This window comes from Chachezhania sediminis, from assembly GCF_009765275.1.
GTDB classification, from domain to species: Bacteria; Pseudomonadota; Alphaproteobacteria; order Rhodobacterales; family Rhodobacteraceae; genus Chachezhania; species Chachezhania sediminis.
In genome coordinates, this window is the sequence record NZ_VOPH01000007.1 from 149,214 (window position 1) to 173,221 (window position 24,008).

Annotated in this window: 13 protein-coding genes; 6 read left to right on the forward strand and 7 right to left on the reverse strand. The window is 67.7% G+C overall.

Annotated elements, in window-relative coordinates:
* The first annotated feature begins 295 nt into the window (after positions 1-295).
* The gene (locus FQK05_RS19205; protein WP_158969901.1) at positions 296-7,222 is read left to right on the forward strand and encodes an autotransporter outer membrane beta-barrel domain-containing protein; all 6,927 of its coding nucleotides are present in this window, start codon (positions 296-298) and stop codon (positions 7,220-7,222) included.
* 165 nt (positions 7,223-7,387) lie between these two features.
* Here FQK05_RS19205 and FQK05_RS19210 read toward each other — a convergent pair whose 3' ends face one another.
* The 7 genes from FQK05_RS19210 to FQK05_RS19240 all read right to left on the reverse strand — a co-directional run bounded on the left by FQK05_RS19210 (position 7,388) and on the right by FQK05_RS19240 (position 14,693).
* The gene (locus FQK05_RS19210; protein ID WP_158969903.1) at positions 7,388-8,515 is read right to left on the reverse strand and encodes a RuBisCO large subunit C-terminal-like domain-containing protein; all 1,128 of its coding nucleotides are present in this window, start codon (positions 8,513-8,515) and stop codon (positions 7,388-7,390) included.
* Positions 8,515-9,519, reverse strand: coding sequence for a transketolase family protein (locus tag FQK05_RS19215; RefSeq protein WP_158969905.1), 1,005 nt, complete (start codon positions 9,517-9,519; stop codon positions 8,515-8,517). Before FQK05_RS19215 ends, FQK05_RS19210 begins: the two co-directional genes overlap by 1 nt.
* Positions 9,520-9,531: 12 nt before the next feature.
* Positions 9,532-10,458, reverse strand: coding sequence for a transketolase (locus FQK05_RS19220; protein WP_158969907.1), 927 nt, complete (start codon positions 10,456-10,458; stop codon positions 9,532-9,534).
* A 96-nt stretch (positions 10,459-10,554) separates the two neighbouring features.
* A complete protein-coding gene (locus FQK05_RS19225) occupies positions 10,555-10,998 on the reverse strand; it encodes an RbsD/FucU family protein (RefSeq protein WP_158969908.1) in 444 nt (147 codons plus the stop codon).
* A 62-nt stretch (positions 10,999-11,060) separates the two neighbouring features.
* On the reverse strand, positions 11,061-12,101 hold the full coding sequence (locus FQK05_RS19230) for a substrate-binding domain-containing protein (RefSeq protein WP_158969910.1): 1,041 nt from the start codon (positions 12,099-12,101) through the stop codon (positions 11,061-11,063).
* Between the two features lie 32 nt (positions 12,102-12,133).
* The gene (locus FQK05_RS19235) at positions 12,134-13,147 is read right to left on the reverse strand and encodes an ABC transporter permease (RefSeq protein ID WP_158969912.1); all 1,014 of its coding nucleotides are present in this window, start codon (positions 13,145-13,147) and stop codon (positions 12,134-12,136) included.
* Entirely contained in the window at positions 13,140-14,693 is a 1,554-nt protein-coding gene (locus tag FQK05_RS19240) for a sugar ABC transporter ATP-binding protein (protein ID WP_158969914.1), read from the reverse strand. Before FQK05_RS19240 ends, FQK05_RS19235 begins: the two co-directional genes overlap by 8 nt.
* Positions 14,694-14,826: 133 nt before the next feature.
* Between FQK05_RS19240 and mtnK the strand changes: the two genes are divergently transcribed.
* From mtnK to FQK05_RS19265, 5 genes are all read left to right on the forward strand, one after another.
* The gene (gene mtnK / locus FQK05_RS19245) at positions 14,827-16,095 is read left to right on the forward strand and encodes an S-methyl-5-thioribose kinase (RefSeq protein ID WP_158969916.1); all 1,269 of its coding nucleotides are present in this window, start codon (positions 14,827-14,829) and stop codon (positions 16,093-16,095) included.
* Positions 16,092-17,195, forward strand: a complete 1,104-nt coding sequence (mtnA, locus tag FQK05_RS19250; protein WP_158969918.1) for an S-methyl-5-thioribose-1-phosphate isomerase — start codon at positions 16,092-16,094, stop codon at positions 17,193-17,195. Before mtnK ends, mtnA begins: the two co-directional genes overlap by 4 nt.
* Before the next feature lie 4 nt (positions 17,196-17,199).
* Entirely contained in the window at positions 17,200-18,189 is a 990-nt protein-coding gene (locus FQK05_RS19255; RefSeq protein WP_158969920.1) for a sugar-binding transcriptional regulator, read from the forward strand.
* Complete coding sequence (locus FQK05_RS19260) at positions 18,186-18,842, forward strand: class II aldolase/adducin family protein (RefSeq protein WP_158969922.1); 657 nt, start codon at positions 18,186-18,188, stop codon at positions 18,840-18,842. The genes FQK05_RS19255 and FQK05_RS19260 overlap by 4 nt, the downstream gene beginning before the upstream one ends.
* A gap of 933 nt (positions 18,843-19,775) precedes the next feature.
* Entirely contained in the window at positions 19,776-23,672 is a 3,897-nt protein-coding gene (locus FQK05_RS19265; protein WP_158969924.1) for a hypothetical protein, read from the forward strand.
* The last annotated feature ends 336 nt before the right edge of the window (positions 23,673-24,008 follow it).

The following is a 24,008-nucleotide window of genomic DNA, read 5'->3' on the forward strand; positions in this document are numbered from 1 at the left end:
GATGTTCGCCGCCGTCACCTGTGCAGATGGTGGATGGGGCGGTCAAAGGGCCTTGGCTGGATCGACTCTCAACCGGGCGTTGCCGGTTTGCGTAACGCGCCGGACTGGCCCGATCACGTTCGCGTCATGGAGACGCCGCTCGACACCGTTTGGACCCCGGATTGACCCAATCTTGTGATTGCACAAGGCCCGCCTTGGCGTCAGTCTGCGCTCGGTACAATCCGCAATAGGGGCGAACCGAAGGCAGGCAATAGCTTCTGCACAGGCCGGGTGTCCACAGGAGAGGAAGACCACGTTGACCAGTTTCACTTTTGGTCGCTCCCGCCGCCCCGGCGCCTTTGCGACGCTGATGGCCGGGACAATCCTTGCCATGCCTTCGGTCGCCCCGGCACAGATCTATTGCGGGATCGTGGGTGGTGTCTGCACCTTCCCCTCGGAAAATGAGCCCGCGGTCTACAGCGTCACCGGCAACAGCGGCAGCGACGCGACGCCGGGCGAAAGCCTGCCCGACACGGTCTTCGTCGTTCCGTCGGACATCGACATCGCCCTGCCCTATAACACCGCCTACCAGGGGATCTACCTGCGGCAGGTCGGGGGCGACGGATCCTACAGTGGACCGTCGGCCGGGGGAAACGGCGGCAACATCACCCTGGACGGGCCGACATCCGTCACTGTCTCCATCCCCAACGACATCGATATCGGCGACTCTGCCTCGGGGCTTCTGATCTGGACCCAGGGCGGGCCAGGGACGGACAACAACGAGAACAACGGCAGCAATGGCGCGCCCGGCGGGTCCGGCGGCGTGATTTCGCAGCAGGCCAACTCTATCCTGACCGATGTCTCGCTTCTGGCGGGCACGGCCAATGTCAGCAACACCAATGATTTCGTCGCGATCGAGCTTCGGTCCTATGGCGGCATGGGCGGCCGCGTGAACGAGAGCATCACCCAGGCACGCGACGGCGGCAATGGCGGCGTGGCCGGCGCCATCACCTGGACGACCGGATCGGTCGTCACGGGGACCGCGGCGGCGCCTCTGGTCGGTGCCAACGTCATTGGCATCCGTGCCCGGTCGATCGGCGGGGCGGGGCCGGACGCCTACAACTCGCACGATGACGAAACCCAGGGCGGCGGTGGCGCCAGCAACGGTGGCAACGGTGGCGCGGTGACGATCCGGAACGATGGCGCGATCTCGGTTGTGGGGCGCACCAACGCGACTGGCGCGACCCATGGCGTCTATGCGCACAGCGAAGGCGGCGATGGCGGCTGGGCCTTCAACGTCGGCGTGACGGAATACCTTCAGGACGGCGGTCCGGGTGGCACGGGCGGCACGACCACGGTGAACGTGAACGACACGATCAGCGTGACCGATACCGGCACCGGCACGGCCCATGGAAGCACGGCGGTGACGGCCCTGTCCATGGGCGGCACCGGCGGGAGCGGGCAGTCGCAGCACACCGCGGGCGCGGGCGGCAATGGCGGGGCGGTCGCGGTGAACGTCCTGTCGAACGCAGCCACGTCGATCACGGCGACCGGCACCAATGTCGACGCGATCTATGCCCGAAGCCAGGGCGGGCAGGGCGGCGCGGGCCTGTCGAACGCCAACCAGTCCACCGGCGGGGCCGGTGGCAATGGCGGCGGCGTGACGGTGACCGTCGATCTTGAGGACGACCAGACCATCGCGGCCACCAGTTCGGCGAACGGGACCGACAGCGGACGGGGCATCGTCGCGCAGTCGCTGTCGAATCTCGGCGGCCTCGGCAGCGCAGGGAACGAGTTTGCGGGCAATCCCGGCGACGGCGGTGCGGGCGGCGACGGCGGGTCGGTCACGGTCACCGTGAATGGCGGCACGATCACGACCGACGGCACCGACGACGCCGGATCCGGCCTGACCTTCGCGGCCGGCATCTTCGCGCAGTCCATCGGCGGCGGCGGCGGCGACGGTGGCGAGTTCAGCGGCTTCCTGGGTGGCGAGGGCGGATCGGGCGGCACCGGCGGGACCGGCGACACGGTCACCATCACCAACAACGGCGTCATGCGCACCAGCGGCACGCAGGCCTATGGCATCATGGCGCAGTCCATCGGCGGCGGTGGTGGGGCCGGCGGCGCGGCGGACGGCCTGGTCCTGGCCCTTGGCGGATCGGGCGGCGCGGGCGGCACCAGCGAGACCGTCAGCGTCACGAATGGCGGCACGATCGCGACCACGGGCTACAACGCGACGGGCATATTGGCCCAGTCCATCGCGGGTGGCGGCGGTGCTGCGGGCGTTTCCGGCGCCACGATCAGCATCGGCGCCACCGGCGGCGACGACACCAATACCGCGGCGGGCGCGGTGCGGATCGCCAATACCGGGTCGGTCACTACGGTGGGCGACGCGGCCCCGGCGATCCTGGCGCAGTCCATCGGCGGTGGCGGCGGCAGTGCCGCGGGCGATGCCGGACCGGACGACAGTTCCAGCACCGGCGTCCTGGCCATCGGGTCGAGCGGCGGCGGCGCGGGCCCCGGCGGCGTGGTCAGCGTGAGCGATGTCGGCACCCTGTCGACCCAGGGCGAATTCGCCTTCGGCCTTCAGGCCCAGTCCGTGGGCGGCGGCGGCGGCGCCGGCGGTAATGCCTTCGCGGTGGGCATCCTGAACATCCCCGCGGGCGCCGTGGGCGGCCAGTCGGGCGGCGGCGGCAATGGCGGCACCGTGACGGTGACCAATGCCGATACCGTGTCGGTGACCACCAACGGCACCAATTCCGCGGGCATGCTGCTGCAATCCGTGGGTGGCGGCGGCGGGTCGGGCGGCAATGCCCAGACCGACGCGGTACTGGACCTGATGCAGTTCGCCATCGGCGGATCGGCCCAGGCCGCGGGCGCCGGCAACACGGTCACCGCGACCCTGTCGGGCGCCACGATCGAGACGCGGCAAAGCCTGTCGGCCGGCATCGTCGCCCAGTCCATCGGCGGCGGCGGCGGGTCCGGCGGGTCGGCCACAAGCAAGGCCGCCAGCTTCCTGAACATCGGCCTGACGGCGGGCGGGCTTGCCAATTCCGGCGGCGACGGGGGCGCGGTTTCGGTCACCGTCACAGACGGCAGCGCGATCCGCACCTCCACCGCCAATGACCGGCCCGAGGCCAACGATTCCATCGGCATCATCGCGCAGTCCATCGGCGGCGGCGGCGGCATCGGCGGCGCCTCGGCAGCAAGCGCGATCACCACGGGCGTGCCCATCGACCCCGAGGATCCGGATTTCACCGTCACCCTGAACGCCCAGTTCGCGATGGGCGGACGCGGCGGCGCCGGCGGCGCGGGCGAGGCGGCCTCGGTCACGCTGTCGGGCGGATCCTCGATCACGACGCAGGGCGCCGGCTCTCACGGGATGCTGGTCCAATCCATCGGCGGCGGCGGCGGCAATGGCGGCGATGCCTCGACCGCTACGACGACGATCCCGGATTCGACCGAACAGTACGGCCTGACCATAAACGGCTCGGTCGGCGGGGCGGGCGGCGACGGTGGCAATGGTGGCGCGGCCAGCGTCACCATCGGCAGCGCCACGCCCGCCTCCACGGCCTCGGTCATCGCGACCTCGGGCGCCTATGCGAACGGGGTCATCGTGCAGTCCATCGGCGGCGGCGGTGGCAACAGCGGCGTGCCCACCACCAAGACCAACACGATCCGGGGCGCAGCAACCGTCCATCTCAGCTTCGGGGTCGGGTCCACGGGCCTGCTTGAAGGCGGGGAAACCGGGGCCGAGGGCGGCACGGCCGGACTGACCCTCTATGGGGACGCGCAGATCGCCACGACCGGGGCCGGCGCGCGCGGCGCGGTGGTCCAGTCCATCGGCGGCGGCGGCGGCACCGTGCAGGGCGGCGAAATCCAGCTGGGCGCCGACATCAAGAGCGGTGGCGGCGGCGAGGAAGTCGCCGGGGACGACGGTGGTGACGACGGGGGCGACGACGACAAGGAATACCAGGGCACCGTGACCGTTCAGGTCGGCATGACCGGCGGGCAGGGCGGCGCCAGCCAGCTGGTCACGGTCGAGACCTACGAGGGCAGCACGATCAGCACCGCGGGCGTCGATGCGGACGGGATCCTGGCCCAGTCCATCGGCGGCGGCGGCGGTCTTGGCGGCACCATGGGGTCGGACAACGATACGGCCGACAGCAGTTCCGACGATGCAGTCACGAGCGACGACGACGACGATGATGACGATCCCGTAGACGTGACGATGACGGTGACGGTCGGCGGCTCGGGCGGGACCGGGGGTGACAGTGGCGGGGTCGACCTGACCTTCGACAGCCGCGTCACGACCACCGGCGACTGGTCCGACGGCGTCGTCGTGCAGGCCATCGGTGGCGGCGGTGGCACGGGCGGCACCGCCATGTCCTCCGGCACGGGCGAGACGGCGCAGCTGGACATCGGCGTCGGCGGCTCCGGCGGGACGGCCGGCAATGGCGGGACCGTCACCGCAAGCTTCAACGACAACGGCAACAACGCCGTCACCACCGGCGGCTTCATGGCCCATGGCGTGGTCCTGCAGTCCATCGGCGGCGGTGGCGGCCAGGGTGGCGACGGGTCCGACATGGCCAGCGGCAGCCTGACAATCGGCAGTGGCGTCGGCGGGTCCGGCGGATCGGCCGGAGACGGCGGCACGGTGACCATTGCCGACACGGGGGCGAACTTCGTCAACCTGACCACGACCGGCGACGATGCCTACGGCCTGCTGGCCCAGTCCATCGGCGGCGGTGGCGGCATTGGCGGTGTGGGCAGCGCCGCGGCGCAGGACGACAGCGACGGCCACGCCATCGACATCGTCGTCGGCGGGCAGGGCGGATCGGGCGGCAACGGGTCGACCGTCGATTTGAACATGGGCGTCAATGTCCACACCTTCGGCGACCGCGGCTTCGGCGTTCTGGCCCAGTCCATCGGCGGTGGCGGCGGCGTCGGCACCTCGGGCCAGGCCAGCGGCGTCGCCAGCGTGCAGGTCGGCGGCTTCGGCGGCAATGGCGGCAATGGCGGCGCGGTCTCGGTCGACCTGACCGCGGGCACGCTGGTCCAGACCTTCGGCACCGGCGCCCATGGCGTCATCGCGCAGTCCATCGGCGGCGGCGGCGGTATCGGCGGCGACATCTCGGTCGGACCCTTTAACACGACGCCGGGCTTCGTCGCGGGCGCGGCCGGCACCGGCGGCACGGTCGAGGTGTCGCTGGACGGCCAGATCCTGACCTCCGGCGCGATGGCCCATGGCATCGTTGCGCAGTCCATCGGCGGCGGTGGCGGCATCGGCGGCGGTGGCGGCATTGGCGGCGGTACCGACGGGGTCTTCGCCGGTTCGACTTCGGGCCTTCAGGGCAATGCCTACGGCGCGGGTGACGTGACCGTGACGACGACGGGCGAAATCACGACAACGGGCGAGAACGCCATCGGGATCTTCGCGCAGAGCATGGGCGGCGGAAACAGCGGCGAGATGCTGGGCACCGTGGCCGTCACGGTGTCGGCCGATGTGACCGGCGGGTCGGGGCAGGGGGCGGGGATCGTCATCGCCTCGGGCAACGCGAACACGGTGACGGTGCTGGACGGCGCGACCGTGTCGGCCCTGTCGGGCACCGCGATCACCTATACCGCCGACAATGGCACCACCACGGACGGCAGCACTGCCGACGTGATGGTGGCGGAAGGCGGCAGCGTGATCGGTGACATCCTCTTGCGGAACGCCGATGGCCGGACTGCGGGGACCGTCACCAACAACAGCATGACCTCGCTGTCCGGTGCACAGGTCTATCAGGCCCACGTGGTCAACAACGGCCGCATGGTTGTGGGTGGCAGCGGCGCGGGCGACCGGCTGCGGATCGCGGGCGACCTGACCCAGACCGCCAGGGGCACCATCGTCATGGGCGTCGACTTCGCGAACCCCGGCACCAGCGACCGCCTTCGGGTCCGGGGCGACGCGGCCCTTGACGGCACGGTCCAGATCGAAGCCGCGACGCTTACAACGTCCGGCAGGGTCCGGCTGATCACGGCGGATGGGGCGCTGACGGGCAACCTCAGCGTCGCGAACTCGCGCGCGGTGGATTTCGAGTCGACCCGCAGCGGGAACGGGATCAGCGTCGGCGTGGCAGGCACCCATTTCGCCCGGGCCTTCGACGCGCTCTCGGCCTCTGAACGCAGCATGGGCGCACACCTGGATGCGATCTTCGCCAACGGCGCTCCGCAATATGCGGGTCTGCTGGGCGGCATGAACGCGCTGGCGGGTCCGAACAGCGACGGCACCGCCTATGCGCAGGCGCTGTCGGCCATGGGCCCCGGCGCGTCGCAGGCCATGGCCGCCGCGCAGGTCGCCCTGTCCAAGGGCCGGCTGGACAGTGCGCTGCGCTGCCCGACCGGGCTGGATGCCAATGTCGCTGTCGGGCCGGGCCGCTGTGCGTGGCTGGATGGCGGCACCGCGCGCATGGGCCAGTCCGGCGACAACGGCTATGACGGCTCTGCCTCCGGGCTGAGCGGTGGTGCGCGGTTCGAATTCGCGGACGACTGGATTGCCGGGATTTCGGCGGGTTGGGAACAGTCGAGCTATGACGGCGCCAATGGCGTGTCGGGCACGGAAGGCGATACGGGCTTCCTGGCGCTGGCCATCGGACGCGAGATCGGCGACCTGACCCTGTCGGGCGCGCTGGCCGGGTCCTGGGGCAATTTCGACACCACCCGCAATGTCTCGGTCCCCGGCTATGCCGGCACGGCCACGGGAGACACGGACCTGTCGAGCCTTGGGGCGCGTCTTCGGGCCGCCTACGCGATCACAACCGGGACCGGATACGTGACGCCGATGCTCGACCTCGACCTCGTTCGTACGCGGATGAGCGGCTATACCGAAACCGGCGCGGGGATCTACAACCTGGACGTTGCCGGAGAAACCCAGACGGCCGTCGTGGTGACACCTTCGGTTGAGATCGGGACCGGCTGGCAGACGCGGAATGGCTGGTCCACCAACCTGACCACCACGCTGGGTGTCAGCGCCTCGTCCGAGGATCACTGGACCACCACCGCCCGCCTGGCCGACGCCCCGGCGGGGGCCGGCACCTTCGGGACCGACCTTCCGATCGCAGACCTGATCGGCCGGGTCGGCATCGGCGCCTCGTTCGTCAACGAAGAGTCCGGCATCGACCTGAAGGTCGAATATGACGGTGCATTCGGCGACGGTTACAGAAGCAACGGAGTGGCATTCCGCCTGATCAAACGGTTCTGACCGGCGGCCGATACCGGCAGTGCACGGAGGAATTCCCCAATCGGCCAAAAGCGGGCCCGGGGATCACCTCCGCAGCGCTTCCCGTCCAAGCCTGAAGAGTCGGGGCAATTGACCTGCCCCTTCGACGATACCGCGAATTCCCCGGCTTATCCGCCGGAGAACCGGTCAGGTGGCGTCCAGCGCGGTGCGCATCTCGCGGATGGCATCACCGATCCAGTCGCCGTAGCGCAGGAGGCTGCCGCCCAGAAGGTAGACACAGTCTTCGCCATAAAGCTGCATCATGTCCGGCAACCGGTCGAGGCTCATGCCGCCACCGGGGCTGGGCAGGATCGGGAGCCCCGGGCCATCGCCCCGGCAGGCTTCCACGATTTCCTCGCATTCGGCCAGCGAGAAGCCGAAGCGCCCGCCATGGTTCGGAAAGACCGAGATATCGGCGCCGGCCAGCCGCATCAGCGTGCCGAAGAGCATGCCGTGAGCATAGCCGGCCTCGGGCGACAGCACGTAGGGGCCAAGGTGGCTGGGATGCGCCATGATCGGCAGCGTGAAATCCGGGTCCTGCGCCAGCCGGTTCATCGCGTCGAAGCCGAAGAGGCCGGGGATCAGCAGGATGCCGGAAGCGCCGGCATCCTGCGCGTACATCGCCAGCTCGCGCACCTCGTCGCCATGGCCGCCGATGCTGGGGAAATAGAGCGACTGCGCAGTATCCCCCTCTGTTGCCCTTTCGACATTGGCGCGGGCCACGGCCTCGGCCGCCAGCTTGACCCGTTCGCGGAAGGGCGCGGCATCCTGGTTCGAAAGACCGTGATCTTCCTTGACGATGTCGGCGCCCGCGCGGGCGGTCAGATAGCACAGGCGCGCCAGGGTTTCCGATGACGAGCCCTGAGGCTTGATCACCGGGCAGACATAGCCGCCCGTGGCACGACCGGTCAGTTTGCGCAGTCCCTCGACACCGTATTGCGCGCCGGGAAAGCGGTCCAGCACCTCGGCATTCGGGGTCAGGGCCACCGCCTTCACCCCGTGCAGGATCGAGGCATTGCCCAGCACCACGTTGAGGAACTGGGGCAGTTCCCGGCCCACCGCATCGATGTGATAGCCGATGCGGCCAAGCCACGTGCCTTCGTCCTCTGGAACCACGCTTTCGACGCGGCCCAGCACGACGTCCTCGACATAGCCCGCGGGGACCACGTCGCGCGGGATCTCGACCGTGTCTTCCAGCGCGATGTTGGCCGCCCGCGATTCCGCGTCGGACTGGTCGTCGGCGAAGATCCGGTAGGTGACCTCGAAGCGCTCCATCAGAGCGCCTCTGCCTTGACCAGCGAATGCACGTCATCGATCCGCGCGGCATCCAGATCGTTTTCGGAAATGCCGAATTCCTGACCCATCAGCCCTTCGATGCCGCGCACCAGCGCCAGCGCATCCAGACCGTAATAGCGCATCAGGTAGGGCCGCGATCCGCCATGGGCATAGGTATCCTTCAGCCCCAGCCGCACCAGCCGCTTGCCGACACCGGCATCCGCCATGGTTTCCGCCACGAGGCTGCCGATGCCGCCTTCGGTCACGTGGTTTTCCAGCGTGACCACGCCATGTTTGACCGAACCGATATGGTCCAGCAGCTGCCTGTGATCGAAGGGCTTGATCGTGTGCAGGTGGATGTGCCGGATGGACAGGCCCGCATTGGCAAGGGCCGAACGGGCCCGCATCGCCTCTTCGGTCGTGATACCGGCGGTCACGACAAGGATGTCGTCGCCTTCGGACAGGACCCGCATCTCGCCGACCTTGATCGGCGTATCGAAAAGCCGCGGGACGGAACCGCGCAGGACCCGGCACCAGACCGGCCCGTCGATGCTGTCGGCGGCTTCGCAGATGCTTTCCACCTCTGTCGCGTCGCCGGTTTCCAGGATCGTCATGTTCGGGATCGACCGCATGACCGAGATATCCTCGATCGACTGGTGGGTCATGCCGCCCGGCGTGGTGACGCCCGGCAGGAAGCCCATCAGCCGCACCTTGCGCCGCGGGTAGGCGATCGAGGCCATGAGCTGATCATAGGGCCTGCGGTACATGAACACCCCGAAGGTGTGGATGAACGGCCGGAACCCGGCAAGGCCCAGGCCGCCGGCAAAGCTCAGCATGTTCTGTTCGGCCATGCCCATCGAAACGAACTGGTCCGGGTAGCGGTCGCGGAAGCCGTCAATCTCGCAGGAGGAGGTCAGGTCGGCCGACAGGCACAGGATATCGGGATTGCCGGCGGCGAACTTCTCGAAGGCCGTGGCATAGGGGCGGGACACCATTTCAACCATGTCGCGTGCTCCTCAATGGGCGTAGTCGATGGGATCGACACCGAGATCGGCGGCGATCGAGGTGTTGAATCGGGCGCGTTCGTCTTCCGACTTGAAGCGCACGTAGTGCAGGCGCGGGAAACGTTCCTCGAGGATCGACATGGTGTGGAACGGCGAGGTCCGTGCCAGGATGATCAGCGGCCGCCCTTCATGGGCTTCCTTGGCGGCATCGCGGATGGCCGACAGGTCGTGTCCGTCCACCTCGACGCAGGCGGCGCCGAAGTTGCGGAACTTGGTGGCGATGTCGCCCACTTCCATCACGCTCGACATCGCGCCGTCGCATTGCTGGTCGTTGACGTCCATGATGGCATAGAGGTTGTCGATTCCGTGAAAGGCGCAGGCCTGCACCGCTTCCCAGGTCTGGCCCTCCTGGACCTCGCCGTCGGACATGAAGACCCAGGTGCGGCCCGGTTCGCCCCGGCGCTTGCGGCCCCAGGCCAGCCCGGCGCCCGTCGAAAGGCCGATACCCAGCGTGCCGTTGTGCACTTCCATGCCCGGCGAATGCTCGGCGCCGATCATCTCGACCGAAGAGCCGTCCTTGTTGAACATCTCCAGCCCTTCGGGCGCCATGCGGCCGGTTTCGATCAGCGTGGCATAGGCCACCAGCGCATAGTGCGCCGGTGCGATGAACAGACGGTCGTATTCCGGCGTGAACGGGCCGTTATAGCCCGCGCCGGTGTGATAATCCGGGTTGTCCGCGGACGGCACTCCCTGGAACGGCTCCGGCACGGGGGGCAGCGTGGGCGCACCCAGGTTCAGTTCCTCGTTATAGAGCCATGCCAGCTGCTCGGCCGCCGAACAGGCCTGGCTGAGATAGCCGCCATTGTTGCGCATCGCATGTTCGAACACGCGCCGCCGGATGCCGAGCGCCACCTCCTCGGTCGTCTTTTCATTGCGCATCGCAATACTCCGTTCGTGGCCCGGCCGGTCGTGCCGGGCGCATTGCAAGTGTGTCTGTTGCGGGCGGGACTGCCCGCCGGAATTCCGTCGACGCCGTCAGAAGACGACCCCTTTTCTCAGGATGAAGCAGCCATAGGGCCGGGCCTCGGCCGTCAGCACGACGGCGAAGGCCTGCCGCGCATGTTCATAGAATGCCAGCCGTTCCAGGCTGGACAGCCCGCCGCCTTCGGGCAGCCGCGGTTCCAGCACGTCCCAGGCCGCCTGGTGCACCTCGCCGACAGTGTCGGCGGCGCCGTCGATCTCCATCCTGAGCGCGGCATAGTCCGTGAACCCGTCCAGCGGCATCAGGGTCGTGATGACGTCGATGGCTTCGACCGCGTCGAGGCCGGTCAGCGGCAGCGCCTCTGTCACCTGGCAGTGCCGGGCGATGGACGAGGCGGGAAAATTCGCGTCGGCGATGACGATCTCGTCGCCATGGCCCATGCGCGCAAGGCAATGCAGAAGGGCCGGCGAGATCCGTCTGTCGATACCGTTCAGCATTGTTTTGCGTCCTTCTTGAAGGGGGCCGGCCCGCCCCGGGGGGCGGACCGGCGGAAACGATCTTACCGCGCGGGCAGGGCGATCCAGTCCGCCGTGGCCACGTCCGCATGCTGGAACTGGGGCATCTTGGAGCCGAGTTCACCCATGTTCTTGACGTCGTTCTCGTTCAGGAAGTCCTGGGTGATCAGCGTCGGCGGGACGACGACGTTGTGGCCCGGGTCCTCGCCCGCCAGCATCAGTGCCAGCGCCCGGACCGAGACTTCGCCGACAACCGCCGGGTTCGTCGCCACGGTCGCGACCCAGGCCGAATCCGGTTCGCGCATGGCCGCGATGTCGGCGGTCGAGACGTCGGCCGAGTAGATGTCGATGTCCTGGCTCAGGCCGGCTTCGTCCACGGCGATCTTCACGCCCTTGGCGAATTCGTCAAAGGGGGCGATCATCACGTTGATCGTCGGGTTGGCCTGCAGCACGGACCGCGCCTGGTTGGCCACCGCGTTGGCGATCGGGTTGTCGAGCGTGCCGAACTGCGCGGCTTCGGTGATGCCCGGGTTGGCGGCCTTCACCTCTTTCCACGCCACGTCGCGACGGTCGAGCGGGGCGATGCCCGGGACATAGACATAGCCCGCGGTGAAGTCGTCGCCATGGTCCGCGATGGCCTGGTCCAGCGCCAGCTTGGCCAGCATGTAGTCCGACTGTTCGATCTGCGGGATCGCGTCGTTTTCCACGTCCACGTCGAAGGCCACGACCTTGATGCCCGCATCCACGGCGCGCTGTGCCGCGGCCTTCATGGATTCGGTCAGACCGTGCTGGATGATGATCCCGTCCACGCCAAGCGCGATGGCCTGGTCGACCATGTCCGCCTGAAGTGCGGCGTCCTGGCGGCTGTCGAGCACGCGCAGATCGACGCCCAGGGCGGCGGCCTGCTGTTCCACGCCCGACAGGTAGGACTGGAAGAAGTCGCCGGTGGAGAGATAGCGCACCAGCGCGATCTTGACGTCGCCGGGGTTGTCGAAGGGTGCGGGCGCGTTCTGCGCCATCGCCGGCAGAGCCCCGAACGTGAGCGTGGCCGCCCCGGCCAGTTTCAGAAGATTGCGTCTGAGCATTAGGAAATTCCTCCCTTGAATCCCTGTTTCGTTCATTTCCCGCCCGCGCTGCGGCGCGAGGAGAGGTAGAAGGTGAAGACAAGCGCGATGACCAGCACCGCCCCCTTGACGAAGTCCTGCGTGTAATAGGGCGCGTTCATCATCGTCAGGCCCTGGAGCAGGATACCGACGAAGAGCGCGCCGACGGCGGTGCCGAAGGCGTTCGGACGGGCCGCGCCCAGCACGGCGAAGCCGATCAGGGCCGCCGCCACGCTGTCGAGCAGCAGGTTGGTGCCGGAGGCGATGTCGCCCCGCCCCAGACGTGCCGCCAGGAGGATGCCGCCGATCGAGGCCATGACCCCGGAGATCATGTATGCCATGATCTTGTAGCGGTTCACGGGTGTCCCGACGAGTTCGGCTGCCCGTTCGTTCGACCCGATCGCGTACATCAGCCGCCCCTGCCGGGTGAAGCCGAGGAACAGCCAGATGCCCACGGCGATCAGCAGGAAGATCACCACCGGCACGGGCAGGAGGTTTTCGAGGAAGAAATCCATGCGATGCCGGCCCAGCCACAGGAACGCGGGCGAGAACGTGCCTTCGGCCGTGCTGCCGTCGGGCAGCGCCATACCGGTCGCCACGGAATTGCCCTGGGTGGGAATGCGTTGCAGGCCGATCAGCAGGAACATCATGCCCAGCGTCGCAAGCAGGTCGGGCACCTTGAACTTGACGATCAAAAGCCCGTTCACAAGGCCCACGAACGCGCCCATCAGCAGGCAGAGCAGGATCGCGCTGCCTGCCGAAAGCTCCAGCACGACCATGGCATAGGCCGACAGCATCAGCGACGACGTCGCGACCGAGCCGATGGAGAGGTCGAAACCGTCCACCACCAGCGTGCAGGTCACGCCAAGTGCAAGGATCCCGGTGATCGCCACCGATTGCAGGATGAAGACCGCCGACCGGGCCGAGCCGAAGCCGTTGGTCGAAAGGCTGAAGAAGATCACCAGCCCGGCCAGCAGGATCAGGAAGCCGTACTTGATCGCGAAATTCAGGAAACGCTCGTTACCCATGTTGTTGTCCTTCTGTCCCGACCCCTGTTCCGGGTTGTCCCGGTGCGGTGCCGGTTGCCTGCCCGGACACCTGAGCTACCACCAGGCCAAGGTCGATGTTTCCGCTGACATGCTCGCCCGCCACGGCGCCTTCGTGCAGCACCACGATGCGGTCCGCGATTTCCAGCGCCTCGTCGATTTCGGAAACGAAGACGACGGTGGCGCGGCCCCTGGCCGTTTCGCGGATATGATGTCCGATGTCGCGCCGCGCGCCGATGTCGACGCCCTGGAATGGCTCGTCCAGCAGCAGCACCCGACAGGGTTCGATCAGCCAGCGGCCGATGATCACCTTCTGCTGGTTGCCGCCGGACAGCGTCAGGATGGAATCCGTCCCGCCCTGGCAGACCACGCCGATGCGGCCGATCATGTCGTCCGATGCCTGCCGCTGACGCCTGCGGGACAGGAAGGACAGTCGGCTGAAGGCGCCAAGGAAGGGCAGCGTCATGTTGTCGTTGATGTCGAAATCCGGGATCACCGCGTTCGACCGTCGATCCTTGGGCGTCATGAAGACACCGCGGGCCACGGCCTCGCGCGCGTGTCGGGGCGCATAGGGCTTTCCGTCGATCCTCATCGTGCCTTCGGGCGCGTCCGCAAGGCCGAAGATGATCTCTGCCAGCCTGGTCTTACCGCTTCCCAGAAGCCCGGTGACCGCGACCACCTCGCCATCCCGCGCGGTGAAGTCCAGCTTCGGACCGTCGGCGGTCAGGCGCATGGCCTCGATTTCCAGAATCGGGGCGGTGCCGGCCTGTGGCGCGATGTCCACGTCGGTCATGGCATGCCCCAGCATGGCCGAGACGGCACCTTCATAGTCCAGCGGTGCGTCGGCGAAGATGCCGGAAATGGCGCCGTCGCGCATGCAGACGATCTTGTCCGCGACGCGGCGGATGTCCGACATGCGGTGCGATATGTAGAGGACGGCCACACCCTGCGCACGCAGCCGGTCGATCAGCTGGAACAGGCGTTCCGCCTCGGCCGCCGAAAGCGACGATGTCGGTTCGTCCAGCACCAGGATCCGGGGCGCGCGGGCCATGGCGCGGGCGATGGCGATCATCTGCCGGTCGGCCACGTCCAGGTCCCCGACCCGGGTGCGCACGTCCATCGTCAGGCCCATGCCCTCGGCCACCTTGCGCGCGGCCTGGCGTAGCTGGCGGTCGCGGACGAAAAGCCGGGCACCCGGCGCGGTCAGGCGGTCCAGAGTCAGGTTGGTCGCGACATCCAGATCCGGAATGACGCCGTCGTCGATCGACTGGTGGACCGTGACCACGCCATTGGAAATCGCATCGGCCGCGTCCGTCGGATCGTAGGGGTGCCCGCCAAGTTCCAGGGTGCCCGCATCCTTGCGGTGATAGCCGCAAAGCACCTTGACCAGCGTGGACTTGCCCGCGCCGTTGGCGCCCATGAGCACCGTCACCTGCCCGGGCGCAAGGTCCAGATCGATCCCGCGCAGCACGTGATTCTGGCCGAAGGATTTTTCCAACCCACGGATCTTGCAAGCAATTTCGTTCATCCGTCCTCCGTCGTCCGACCTCTTCCTCCAAGGCTGGACGGGGCACTTATTTCGCCGCTTGTGACGAATGTCAAATCCATTGACTATTGCCAAGCCCGGTGTGATGTTCCCGGAAAAAAGGAGGAATCGATCCATGTCAGCAGAGGCCGCAGGCACCGAATACGGTGCCCTCAGCGTGGAAACCCTGGGCGAAAGGCTGTCCGGGATCGACCGGCTGGAAGAGCGTGTCGGCGCGGATCCGTCACTCTGGAAGGTGCGCGAGGTCGGCGACGGGAACCTGAACCTCGTGTTCATCGTCGAAGGCCCGAAGGGAACCGCGATCGTCAAGCAGGCCCTGCCTTACGTCCGCCTGGTGGGCGACAGCTGGCCCCTCCCGCTCTACCGCGCGTTCTACGAGTACCATGCCCTGATCCGGCAGGCCGAGCGCGATCCGGGGTCCGTGCCAGAGATCTATCATTTCGACGAGGCGCAGGCGCTGATCGTCATGGAATTCCTCAGCCCCCACGTGATCCTGCGGCGCAAGCTGATCCTGGGAGAGCAGGTCGGGGGGCTGGCCGAGCGGCTGGGTCTCTTCTGCGCCCGCACCGCCTTCCGCGGGTCCGAGCTGAGCATGGAGAGCGGCCGCAAGAAGGCCGATGTCGGCCTGTTTTCCGGCAATGTCGAGATCCCGGCGATCACCGAGTCCCTGGTCTTCACCGACCCCTATTTCGACGCCGAGATGAACAGTCATACCCCGGGGCTGGAGCCGATCATCGCCACCCTGCGCGGCGACGCCCGGATGAAGGCCAGGGTCCAGCGGATGCTGATGACGTTCGCCTCCAACACCGAAACGATGCTGCACGGCGATCTGCATTCCGGTTCGATCATGGCGACGGAAACGGAAGCCAAGGTCATCGACCCGGAATTCGTGCAGTACGGCCCCATGGGCTTCGATATCGGGATGCTGACCGCGAACTACCTGATGGCCTATTTCAGCCAGCCGGCCCATCGCGGCGCGGACCTGGAAGCGTACCAGGAGTGGCTGCTGGAGGTCATCACCGGCACCTTCGCCGCCTTCAAGGCGGAGTTCGCCCGGCTCTGGCGCGAGGAACGGACCGGGATGCTGTATCCTGCCGCATTGTTCGAGGATCAGGGTCAGCCTTCGGACGAGGCACGCGACGAGTTGCTGCGCAATATCTGGCAGGATGCCATGGCGATCTGCGGGATCGAGATGCATCGCCGCTGCCTGTCGCTGGCCCACAACGCCGATTTCGAAGAAATCGAGGATGTCGCAATGCGTGCGTCGCTGGAGGTGCGCAACCTGATGATGGGCCGGGATCTGATCCTGAATGCCGAGACTATCGCCGACCCGGCCGCGCTGTGCGACATGGCCCGGGCCTATAACGGAAAGGACGTGCTATGAAGGTCAATGGAACTCCCTACCGCTCGCTCTGGTGGGACGAGACCGCTGGCGCGCTGCAGATCATCGACCAGCGCTGGCTGCCGCATGATTTCCGCATCCAGCAGCTGGACACGCTGGAAGACTATGCCGTCGCAATCGTCGAGATGCGGGTGCGTGGCGCGCCGCTGATCGGGGCGACCGCCGCCTACGGCGTGGCCTTCGCCATGTCCGAGGACGCGTCGGACGCCAACCTGGACAAGACCTGGGACCACCTGCACGAAACCCGGCCGACCGCGATTAATCTTCGCTGGGCGCTTGACCGCTGCCGCCGCGCGCTGCGTGCCGTGCCGGAAGCCGAACGGGCGGCCTTTGCGCTGCAGATGGCACACGAGATCGCCGACGAGGACGTCGAGATCAACCGTGCCATCGGCCGGAACGGGCTGGAGATCATCCGCCAGATCGCGGCCAAGAAGCCCGCCGGGGAGCCGGTTCGCATCCTGACGCACTGCAATGCCGGCTGGCTGGCCACCGTGGATTTCGGGACTGCCACCAGCCCCATGTACCACGCCCATGACGAAGGCATCCCGCTGCATGTCTGGGTGGACGAGACGCGGCCCCGCAACCAGGGCGCGCTGACCTCGTGGGAGCTTGGCAGCCACGGCATCCCGCATACCTACATCGTCGACAATGCGGGCGGCCACCTGATGCAGCACGGGCTGGTCGACATGGTGATCGTCGGCACCGACCGCACCACCCGTCGCGGCGATGTCTGCAACAAGATCGGCACCTACCTCAAGGCGCTGGCGGCCCATGACAACGGCGTGCCGTTCTATGTCGCGCTGCCGTCGCCCACCATCGACTGGACGGTGGACGACGGCGTGGCCGAGATCCCGATCGAGGAACGCAACGCCTTCGAGACCACCCATATCCAGGGCGTCGGCGACGACGGCGAAATCGCCTGGGTTCGCGTCTCGCCCGAGGGAACGCCCGGAGGCAACCCGGCCTTCGACGTTACCCCCAACCGGTTGGTCACCGGCCTGATCACCGAACGCGGGGTCTGCGCTGCCACGCCCGAAGGGCTGGCCGGACTGTTCCCGGACATGGTGCAGGCCGCGGAATAGGGGCATGAGCCCGATCTCCACCTCGCGCGGCCGGACGGTTTCGGACCCGGACGGCCGCGGTGCCCGGCAGGACGAGGCCATCGTGGAAGCCGCCTGGTGCTACTACCACGAGGGGCTGAACCAGAACGAGATCGCGCAGCGCCTCGGCGTAAGCCGTGCTTCGGTCGTGAACTACCTGGCCGAGGCGCGGCGCCGGGAATACGTGCGGATCACCCTCGACACAGAGGTCTTCCGGACGAGCGCCCTGGCCACGCGGCTGAAGGACCGGTTCGGGCTGACGGAAACGCTGATCGTGCCGGCGGGCGACGCCACGCGCGGGATCGGCCGGGTGATCCGCGCCGCCGCCGACTGGCTGCCGGAACTGCTGGAACGCGGGGACCGGCTGGGCGTCGCCTGGGGCGAGACGATCTATCGGCTGGCCGAAGCCTCGCCCCGCACTTCCGTGGGCGACCTGACGGTGGTGCAGCTTCTTGGCTCGCGCTCCGCAAATCTGGGCTTCGCGGCAGAAGCCTGTTCCTCGAACCTCGCCCGCCGGCTCGACGCGGCCTGCATCAACCTGCACGTGCCGCTTCTGCTCAGTGACCGCGACCTTTGTGCCCGGCTCAAGGCCGAGCCGGTGGTGGCTGAGCAGCTTCGCGCCGTCGCCGAATGCAACAAGGTGGTCTTCGCCGCCGGGACCTGCGGCCCGGACAGCCACATGGCCCGCACCGGGCTTCTGAGCGATGCCCAGCTTGCCGACATGCGCGCCCGCGGTGCCACCGGGGTGATCTGCGGGCAGCTCATAGACAGCGAAGGTCGTCCCATGCCCTCGGGCAACGAGGACCGGATGATCGGCGTGACACTCGACCAGATGGCAAACAAGCCCATGGGCCTGCTGGTTGCCGCCGGGATCGACCGTGTTGCCGCCACCCGGGCCGCTCTCAGGGGCGGTTTCGCCACCCATCTCGCCACCAGCTCCGATATCGCGGCTGAACTTCTGGAAAGCGACACGTGACCCGATACGAAGACACGACGGAAACCCGCCAGGCCATCATCGATGCCTGCCGCTGGATGAATGACCGCGGCATCAACCAGGGTACGTCGGGCAACATTTCCGTCCGTGTGCCGGGCGCGATCCTGATCACGCCTTCGGGCGTGCCCTATGATCGGATGACCCCGGACATGATCGTCCGGCTGGTGACCGAGGGCGAGCCCGACATGAGCGGCGACCTGCGGCCCTCGACCGAATGGCGCTTTCATCAGTACCTGATGGCGGCACGGCCCGATGTGTCGGCAGCCGTCCATGCCCACCCGGCCCATTGCACGGCCGTGGCCATGCAGGGGCAACCGATCCCGGCCTGCCACTACATGATCGCCGCCTTCGGCGGGAACGACGTGCCGATCACCCCCTACGCGCTGTTCGGCAGTGCCGAGCTGGCGGGCTACGTGGCCGATGCGATGCGCGACCGTCACGGTTGCCTGATGGCCAGCCACGGTGCGACGGTGGTCGGCGAAAGCCTCGATCGGGCGCTCTGGCGGATGGAGGAGCTGGAAAACCTTGCCCGGGTCTACCTCCTGTCCCGCATGAGCGGCGAGCCGGTACTCCTGACCGACGCGCAGATGGAGGAGGTGATCGCGGCCTTTTCCAATTACGGACCGGGGAAGTGAAGCCACCCGGGCTTGGGTGCCATGCCTCTGCCGCACATCATGGCCTTCGACCGATCTGGCGTGGGGTGTTCCAGAACATGCGCGGCCGGGATTTTCCGGTCCTGAATGGCCGCGTGTATCGCGCGCCTGTTCCTGGTCCGGTTTCTTCAGTCGCCTGAAATCGAAGGGGGACTGCAATCTGTTCCGGGCGTGCTTGCGCTCGAAACTCGACCTTGCCCGGATGCACCGAGTGGGCCGGATCGCGCCCAGCTTTCTGCGCGGGACAATTGGCTGCGACGAAATCCGGATCCTGCCGCTGGGTGAGGGGATGTTTTTTGGCTTCTCCTGCCCCCCGAAAGGGTGCCGCCCGGTCTGGCCCGTGTTGGACGGGAATGGGCGGACCGATATGCCGACGGGGGACGCCACCCGTCACCGCGCGTCCAGAACCTTGTCGATTTCGACCATTCGGCCGGCCACTTCGCGTCCGATTTCTGCGAACATGGCGGCGGGCACATGACCGAACTGGTTCGCACGGCCGGCCCGGGTGCGTCGTGGTCGAGATCGGCGCCGACGTCGTCATTTTCATTGGCGACACGCAGGTGCCGCCATGCCGGGACCGCGCAGGCTGGCCTTTGGCCAGGTTCGATCCGGTCGCGCGGCAGCACGATTGCCGTGAAGGCGCTGAATTTCACGAGCCAACGGACTGTCGTGTGATGGTGCGCGGCGGGGAGATGTCCAGCCATTGCATTGCTGGATGCCACTCTAGGTTGTATGATTTTATTGTACTGCAAGTTGTACAAGAGAACCGATGTAGTGCGACAACAACACGGGCGAAAGTGGGCCGGCGGCCAGGGCAGGCCACAACTGCTTCATACCATATGGTATTTGATTGATGGTCCACAGTTTCGGCCTTTTCATTATGTCCGATTTCCAACGAGTTCAGGATAACTCCCCATGACGACCCGCTGCGCCCAATCCTCTGCGCTGACGATGCTGCGCGGATGCGCAAGCGTGCTTGCCATCTCCGTGGTCCTGTCCGGCAGCGGCAGCGCATTGCATGCCGAAGACATCACGATCTCGGATGATCAGGATATGGCGCTGATCCGGTCCACCGTGGGGCAGGCCGGCGACCAGATGGCGGGTACGGAAAGCCAGAAGACCGACGGGCAGGCGGCCGAGGCGATCGACGTCACGATCAGCGCCACCGGGACCGTGGGCGACACATCCGGCAGCACGCAGACCCAGATCCACCTGTCATCGACGGGGGGCACGGCCGGACGGTACGGACCCAACGACTGGACTCAGAGCAAGGCCGGCGTGGGCAGCAACGGCGGCGATGGCGGGAGCCTGACCTTGACGGTCGACGGGACCATACGGGTTGCCGACACGGGCGCGCAGGATGGCGACGACAGCCACCCGCTGATCCTGCTGGAAACGACCGGGGCGGCCGGCGGCAACCCGGGTCGCGGAACGGAAGACAATGCGCAGTGGCACAAGGCGCGGAAAGGCGGGAACGGCGGGAAGGGTGGCGATATCGGTGTCACCTTGGGGGCCGCGGTCCAGACGATAGAGGACGCCAATCCGCTGGTCGTCGCGGTTTCGACCGGCGGCAAGGGCGGGCCCTATGTCAAGGGCGATCCGGCGAACAACGGAGGCAACGGCGGCACCGTGGCGGCACGGCTGGCCGCGGACGGTTCCGGCAAGACCTTCACGGTGGGCACCAGCGGTGACAACGCGCAGGCCTTCGTCCTGAAAAGCGTGGGCGGGGCTGCGGGCACATCCGGCAGCGACATCGGGAACAGTTCGAAGCGGGGCAAGGGCGGTGACGTGACCTTCACCGCCGAGGCCGGCACCCGGGTCCGGACCACGGGCAATGCCTCGACCGCGATCCTGCTGCAAAGCGTGGGCGGCCGGGGCGGCGACGGCAACTCGGATGCAGAGGACGCCGTCGCCGGGGGCGATGCCGGGAATGTGACGGCGACGCTGGACGGCAGTGTGGAGACGACGCAGGACTATGCCTTCGGGATCGTCGCCCAGTCTGTCGCGGGCGACGGCGGCGACGGGTATAATGCCTTTGCCGCCAGTGGCGGCGACGGCGGCGATGCGGGGGCTGCCGGAACGGTGACCATCACCAATGCCGGCGACATCGGCACCCGGGGCGACGGATCGACGGCCATCGTCGCGCAGTCGATCGGCGGCGGCGATCCGATGGCCGCGTTCGATTCCACCAAGGGCACCTATGTGGCCGGTGGCGGCGGGGATGGCGGCGGCGGCGGCTGGTGGTTCTGGTCCCATGGCGGCGACGGCGGCCGGGGTGGCGCGGCCAACACGGTCACGGTCAGCAACTACGGGACGATCGCAACCCAGGGCGACGGGGCCTATGGCATCCTGGCCCAGTCCATCGGCGGCAACGGCGGGAATGGGGGCGGCGATACGGACGCCAGCTTCTTCGTCTCCGTCTCGATCGGTGGGGACGGGGGCCCCGGCGGCGACGGGGCCGACGTGGAGATCGGCGAATACGACGCCTTCGACGACACGGACGAAATCGCCCGCCATGCGGGATCCAGGATCGAGACCCGGGGCAATACCGCCTACGGGATCCTGGCACAGTCGGTCGGCGGCGGTGGGGGCAACGGCGGCGCGGCCAACAGCAATTCCCTTGGTCCCGTCATCTCGGTTTCGGTGGCCGTGGGCGGGTCCGGCGGCGACGGTGGCCATGGCGGCGCCATCTCGGTCGCCAACATGTCGGACATCACGACCAATGGCGACGCGGCAACGGCGATCCTGGCCCAGTCGGTCGGGGGCGGCGGCGGGGCCGGGGGCGGCGCCAAGGCCCGTTCGATCAGCGTCGGCGTGCCAAAGTTGCCGTCGATTTCCGTCTCGACGGCCATCGGCGGCACTGGTGGCGGCGGCGGTGACGGCGGCACGGTGCGGATCCGCAACCGCGCGGCGGTCACCACGCATGGCAGCAATGCCAACGCGATCGAGGCGCAGAGCATCGGCGGCGGTGGCGGCGCGGGCGGGAACGCGACGGCGCAGACCCTGGCGGTGCAGTACGCAAGCACGATCGACGCCGTGTCGGTCGCGGTGTCGGTGGGCGGGTCCGGCGGCAAGGGCGGCCATGGGGGCGACGTCGAGATCGAGGTCGCGGACAGCAAGGTCGAGACCACGGGCGACCAGTCGTCCGCCATCGTTGCCCGCAGCATCGGCGGCGGTGGCGGATCCGGCGGCGCGGGCAGTTCGCTGTCGCAGCTGATGTCCTATGCCAACGCGGTCACGACATCCGTGGCGATCGGCGGCACCGGCTCCTCCGGCGGCGACGGCGGCGCGGTTACGGTCGAGGCCGGGAATTCCGACATCACCACCTATTCCGATTTCTCCTATGGCATCTACGCGCTGAGCGTCGGCGGCGGGGGCGGCGACGGCGGGTCCGGGACCGCGTCGGCAAAGAAGGACTATTCGAACAAGTGGCTGAAGGACTCGGGCCTGAGCAATTTCGTCAGCCTGCTGAAGATCAAGGCCGACGATTTCGGGGTCGGCGTGGCGGTCGGCGGATCCAGCGACGGCGGAGGTCACGGCGGTGACGTGACCATCGACCAGTCGGGCAGCATCCTGACGGTGGGCGACAACTCTGCCGGGATCGTGGCGCGGTCCATCGGCGGGGGCGGCGGCGACGGGGGCGGCTACAATGCCGGCGCCAGCGCCCAGGCGGCAATCACCACCTCGGTCGGGGGCAGCGGCGGGGCCGGCGGCGATGGCGGCAACATCGCGATCACGCATAACGGATCCGTCACGACGCAGGGTGGCGGGTCGCATGGAGTCTTCGCCCAGTCGGTCGGCGGCGGTGGAGGGACCGGGGGATCGTTCTCGGGCTCCGTCTCGCACGGGCTGGGCGACGAGCTGAACGCGTTCGAGGTGTTCATCGACATCCTGAAGGACGTCGACAGCTGGAACGACCTGTTGTCGACCTTCGCGAATTCCGACGACAAGGACAGCATCTTCAACGGCAACTCGAAGACCCAGCACGCGTTCGAGACGATGGATTCCCTGATCGAGGTCGTCGAGGCGGTCGAGGACCTGGCCACGGCCGACGCGGACGAGTTCTGGAAGGCGCTGGCCAACTTCATGTCCGTCGAGATCGTGTCGCTGATCAAGGTCGGCAAGCGCGAAGCGCTGGAAGCGTTCCAGAAGCGCCTGAAGGACAAGCTTCTGAAGGGCGACCGGGACATCATCGCCAGCCTGCCCAGCGTGTCCGAACACTTTTCCTTCGGCGGGTCCGGCGGCAAGGGCGGCCATGGCGGTGACGTGCAGATCCACGCCGACGGCGGCAGTGTCGTCACGTCGGGCGTCAACGCCTTCGGTGTCTTCGCCCAGTCCATCGGCGGCGGCGGCGGGGCCGGCGGCAGCTCCTATGCCAGCGGGTCGAACACCTTCAACCTCGACATGTCGATCGGGGGATCGGGCGGGGTGGGCGGCAAGGGCGGCACGGTCACGATCGAGAACCTGAACGGCACGGTCCTGACCACCGGCGACGGGTCGCACGCGATCTATGCCCAATCGGTCGGCGGCGGTGGTGGTGTCGGCGGGGCGTCCCAGACGTCGAACTCGATCTCGTTCTCGGCCAACCTGGTGATCGGTGGCGATGACGGGGCGCAGGGCGACGGCGGCGATGTCTCCGTGACCAACGGATCCCGGCTTGGGACCACGGGGGCCGGGGCCCATGGCATCGTCGCGCAATCCATCGGCGGCGGCGGCGGTCGAGACGATCCTGATCAAGTCGGGCGCGATGACCCAGGAAGAGATCGACGCGCAGAAGAGCACGGATACCGACAGCGACGACCAAATCTATGACCAGCTGACCAACGCGACCTATGATGACGGGACCTCGGTCCTGCCCAAGCCGTCGCTGAGCGTGGTGATCGGCGGCAGCGGCGGCGCCGCAGGGAACGGCGGCAAGGTCGATGTCACCCATACCGGCGACGTCTCGACCGCCGGCGACGGGTCCATCGGCATCTTCGCGCAGACGGTCGGCGGCGGCGGCGGCACCGGCAAGAACGCATCGAGCGGCGGCACGCTGGGCCTGTTCACCGGCATCTGGCCCAACAGCTTTGCCTTCGGGGGCAGCGGCGGTGCGGGCGGCGACGGTGGCGCCATCGACCTGATCCTGGGCGATGCTTCGTCGATCAC

What these genes read in the sequence shown, in the direction of transcription:
- FQK05_RS19215 (WP_158969905.1), bottom strand. Translation starts at nt 9,519, where the DNA reads ATGGTTGAAATGGTGTCCCGCCCCTATGCCACGGCCTTCGAGAAGTTC.
- FQK05_RS19265 (WP_158969924.1), top strand. Translation starts at nt 19,776, where the DNA reads ATGACGACCCGCTGCGCCCAATCCTCTGCGCTGACGATGCTGCGCGGA.
- FQK05_RS19225 (WP_158969908.1), bottom strand. Translation starts at nt 10,998, where the DNA reads ATGCTGAACGGTATCGACAGACGGATCTCGCCGGCCCTTCTGCATTGC.
- FQK05_RS19230 (WP_158969910.1), bottom strand. Translation starts at nt 12,101, where the DNA reads ATGCTCAGACGCAATCTTCTGAAACTGGCCGGGGCGGCCACGCTCACG.
- FQK05_RS19240 (WP_158969914.1), bottom strand. Translation starts at nt 14,693, where the DNA reads ATGAACGAAATTGCTTGCAAGATCCGTGGGTTGGAAAAATCCTTCGGC.
- FQK05_RS19210 (WP_158969903.1), bottom strand. Translation starts at nt 8,515, where the DNA reads ATGGAGCGCTTCGAGGTCACCTACCGGATCTTCGCCGACGACCAGTCC.
- FQK05_RS19235 (WP_158969912.1), bottom strand. Translation starts at nt 13,147, where the DNA reads ATGGGTAACGAGCGTTTCCTGAATTTCGCGATCAAGTACGGCTTCCTG.
- mtnK (WP_158969916.1), top strand. Translation starts at nt 14,827, where the DNA reads ATGTCAGCAGAGGCCGCAGGCACCGAATACGGTGCCCTCAGCGTGGAA.
- FQK05_RS19220 (WP_158969907.1), bottom strand. Translation starts at nt 10,458, where the DNA reads ATGCGCAATGAAAAGACGACCGAGGAGGTGGCGCTCGGCATCCGGCGG.
- FQK05_RS19255 (WP_158969920.1), top strand. Translation starts at nt 17,200, where the DNA reads ATGAGCCCGATCTCCACCTCGCGCGGCCGGACGGTTTCGGACCCGGAC.
- mtnA (WP_158969918.1), top strand. Translation starts at nt 16,092, where the DNA reads ATGAAGGTCAATGGAACTCCCTACCGCTCGCTCTGGTGGGACGAGACC.